At 47.6% G+C, this 3,750-nt stretch carries 4 protein-coding genes; 3 read left to right on the forward strand and 1 reads right to left on the reverse strand.

All coding sequences use genetic code 11. The features are described 5' to 3' along the window. Positions 1 to 97: 97 nt before the first annotated feature. Positions 98 to 355: a YgaP family membrane protein gene (locus tag ABMB67_RS23210; RefSeq protein ID WP_354573462.1), complete on the reverse strand. Its 258-nt coding sequence runs from the start codon at positions 353 to 355 to the stop codon at positions 98 to 100. A gap of 134 nt (positions 356 to 489) precedes the next feature. Here ABMB67_RS23210 and ABMB67_RS23215 point away from each other — a divergent pair, with 134 nt between their 5' ends. The 3 genes from ABMB67_RS23215 to ABMB67_RS23225 are packed head-to-tail and all read left to right on the forward strand — an operon-like array spanning position 490 to position 3,643. Beyond that, a complete protein-coding gene (locus ABMB67_RS23215) occupies positions 490 to 2,229 on the forward strand; it encodes an adenine deaminase C-terminal domain-containing protein (protein ID WP_251224285.1) in 1,740 nt (579 codons plus the stop codon). A 53-nt stretch (positions 2,230 to 2,282) separates the two neighbouring features. Next, the gene (locus ABMB67_RS23220) at positions 2,283 to 3,305 is read left to right on the forward strand and encodes a DUF3048 domain-containing protein (RefSeq protein ID WP_354573463.1); all 1,023 of its coding nucleotides are present in this window, start codon (positions 2,283 to 2,285) and stop codon (positions 3,303 to 3,305) included. Between the two features lie 26 nt (positions 3,306 to 3,331). Continuing rightward, on the forward strand, positions 3,332 to 3,643 hold the full coding sequence (locus tag ABMB67_RS23225; protein ID WP_251194787.1) for a YerC/YecD family TrpR-related protein: 312 nt from the start codon (positions 3,332 to 3,334) through the stop codon (positions 3,641 to 3,643). Positions 3,644 to 3,750: the final 107 nt, after the last annotated feature.

Raw genomic sequence — 3,750 nt, forward strand, 5'->3', positions numbered from 1 at the left:
AAGGTGTAAACTTAGGAACCGCCGTATACCGAACGGTACGTACGGTGGTGTGGAAGGTCGGCTACTCAACTAATGAGTAACCTCCTATCCGATTGATTCATGAATAAGGGTCTGCCTGCTGCTGATGAGCGACGTTTTGCTCATGGGATAAAGACGGATTCCTTTGTTCAGCCACGTAAACAAGCGGACAAAAGCGGGTGATTCCTTCTGCGACCTTCATGCCCCCCATTACAGCCCCCAGCAGCGGAAGTGAATGGGACGGGTTGCGGGCAAGCTTAGCTGTGGCCCAGGCCAACAAGGTGAATCCGGCAGTTATTCGACAAAGCGCGTCAACTCTTCCGATATTTGGTCTCATATTCAGCCTGCCTTTCTGTCAAAATTGATCTTTCACAAAAAATTCGTTAAAAGATATTACATCTTTCGTGAGGTAAACCATAAAAATATGTTACGATTGAAAAAATAGGAATTGATGAAATGAGTGATGATGAAATGCCAGAGCGACTTTATCGCTGGACAAAACAACGACTAAGGCAACAGCTTGCTGTTGTGCAAGGAGACAGGGCTCCTTCACTGGTCCTTAAGGAGGCCACTTATTTAAATCATGCCCGCCGCAAGTGGTTGACCGCCAATATTTGGGTGACCGAGGACCGGATCGTTTATGTTGGCGATGAAATGCCTACGAAAACAACGGGAACAGAAATTGTAGATTGTAAAAAATCCTTTGTGGTACCTGGCTATATAGAGCACCACGCCCACCCGTTTCAATTATATAATCCCCACAGCTTTGCGAAATATGCGTCCTCCCGGGGGACGACAACGCTGATCAATGACAACATGGTGTTTTTTTTGTATCTTGAAAAAAAGAAAGCGCTTTCCATTATTGAAGCCTTGAATGAGCTCCCGGCGACGATGTTCTGGTGGTGCCGCTATGATGCCCAGACCGAGGTGCTGGACAACGCCTTCTTTTCACATTCGAAAATGAAGGAATGGCTCGAGCATCCGCTTGTCATTCAAGGCGGAGAGCTGACATCGTGGCCGAAGGTGTTAAACGGAGATGATTCGATTTTACACTGGATGCAGGAAACGGCACGTCTGCGCAAGCGGATTGAAGGACATTTGCCCGGGGCTTCTGAACGAACTTTGGCGAAGATGGCTCTTTTAGGGGTCACGTGCGACCATGAGGCGATGACGGGAGAAGAAGCGGTGCGACGTCTAAATCTGGGCTATATGACCTCTTTACGCCATTCGTCGATCCGGCCGGATTTACCGAAGCTGTTAAAAGAAATGAGAGAGCTCGGCGTTGACTATTTTGACAGATGCTTAATGACAACCGACGGATCGCCGCCTTCTTTTTACGAAAATGGCGTGATGGATCAGCTGATTAAGATTGCAATTGATAGCGGGCTTGATCCGATTGACGCTTATTCGATGGCAAGCTATAACGTCGCAAAATATTATCAGCTTGATCAGAAGCTGGGGATGATTGCGCCTGGCCGGATTGCGCATTTGAACATTCTTGAAGCGATTGATCAGCCGAATCCGAAAGCGGTGCTGGCAAAAGGCCAGTGGCTAGTACGGGAAGGCCGACAATGCGAAGGCTTTGAGTCGTTTCCTTGGGAGAAGTTCGGCATCGGACCGCTTGAAATTGATTGGGATCTCTCCGAAAGTGATTTATCTTTTTCCATGCCGATGGGAATTGAAATGGCGAATGCCGTTATTTTGAAGCCGTATCAAATCTCGGTGGAGCCGACAGGCCAGGAATTGGCGACGACGCATGATGAAAGCTTTTTTGTCATGATCGATAAAAACGGGAAGTGGCTTATTGCGACAATGATTAAAGGCTTCGCCACGCACGTTCTCGGCTTCGCCAGTTCGTTTTCGAACACCGGTGATATTATTTTGATCGGGAAAAATGTATCCGATATGATCGCTGCTTTCCGGGCTTTGAAAAAGCAGGGAGGCGGAATGACGCTCGTAGAGGATGGAAATGTGATCGGCAGCATGACATTGGAGCTATTTGGCGTTTTATCAGCGAAACCGATGCAAGAGATTATGGAAGAAGAGAAAAAATTTGTTACACTGTTAAGAGAGCGCGGATATAAGCACGAAGACCCAATTTACAGCCTGCTCTTCTTTTCCTCTACCCATTTGCCGTATATTCGTGTCACCCAGCGTGGAATTTATGATGTGAAAAAGAAAACGGTACTCTTTCCTGCAATTATGCGGTAAACTAAAAAAAGAGATCCTTTAGTGAGTTAATTCAGGAAAAGGTTGTGCATGAAATGAAAAAAAGAAGCAAATGGATGGCAGCAGTTGCGGCTTTGACGATGCTGGTCGCGTGTCAGAACGATGAACCGACGGTGGACATAGAAGAAGAGGAACAGGTAGAACCAGTTGAAGATGTGGGAGAAGTCGAGGCTTCTCTCCCTTATACATATCCGTTAACAGGGGTTGGAACGGAGGAGCAGCTTGATCGCCGCGTTGTCGGAGTGACAATTAACAATCATCCGGCGGCTAGGCCCCAATCGGGCTTGACTTCCGCCGATGTGGTCTATGAAGTGCTGGCGGAAGGTGAAGTGACCCGTTTTGTCGCTTTGTATCACAGCCAGCTGCCGGAGCGCGTCGGACCTGTGCGCAGTGCCCGGCCATATTTTATTGACTTGGTCAACGGTTATAACGGAATGCTCGTCATTCACGGCTGGAGTCCGGACGCCGAGCAATTGTTGAATGGCGGAGCGGCGGATTTTCTAAACGGGCTGTATTATGATGGAACGCTTTTTGAACGTTCTTCCGAGCGGCAGGCGCCTCACAATTCCTATATTACGTTCGAGCACATTTGGGAAGGCTTTGAATCTCGTAATTATGAGCTGGACGGGCCTGTTCCAAGCCTTGATTTCTATGAAAATGAAGAGATTCAAATAGCGGGTACGGACGGAAAAGCAATTGAAATTAATTATTATGACCGGAATATGGTTCAGTACGCCTTTGATGAGGAGCTGGGTCTCTACCATCGGTTTAATGGGGAAGAACAGACGATTGACGACGAAACGGACGAGCCGATCAGCCTGGCGAACCTGTTCGTTGTCGAAGCTGAACACCGGACGCTGGATGATGTCGGACGTCGTGCCATTGATCTTACCTCCGGCGGTAAAGGAATCCTCTTTCAAAGCGGGATCGCCAGTGAAGTGGATTGGGAAAATCGTGATGGGCAAATTATACCTGTCAAGGATGGGGCACAAGTCCCGCTGACTCCTGGACAAACATGGATTAATATTGTTCCTGCTCTTACAAGTGTCACCTACTAAATGAAAAAGGAAAGGTGTGAATGACATTGCAAATAGATAAGCTGCGCGGCAAGGAGCTCGATCAACTATTTAAAGCGATTTTGTCATTAAAGGATCTTGAGGAATGCTATCAATTTTTCGATGATTTATGTACCATTAACGAAATCCAGTCCCTTGCCCAGCGTCTGGAGGTAGCCAGAATGCTGCAAAATGGCTTTACCTATCATAAAATCGAAACCGAAACCGGCGCTAGCACCGCGACGATTTCCCGCGTCAAACGGTGCCTGAACTACGGAAACGACGGCTATAAAATGACGCTTGACCGCGTGAAGGAAAACGAACTAAAAGTCGAAGAATAAAAGAGCCACTCAAAAGGCCGGTGTTAGCCTTTTGAGTGGCTCTTAGCCTGAAAGCGGAGCCGCAGGAAGGTCTTCAAATTCATGAGTGATGTTCTCATGAATTCCAG

Source organism: Halalkalibacter oceani (genome assembly GCF_040544555.1).
GTDB classification, from domain to species: domain Bacteria; phylum Bacillota; class Bacilli; order Bacillales; family Bacillaceae_D; genus Halalkalibacter; species Halalkalibacter oceani.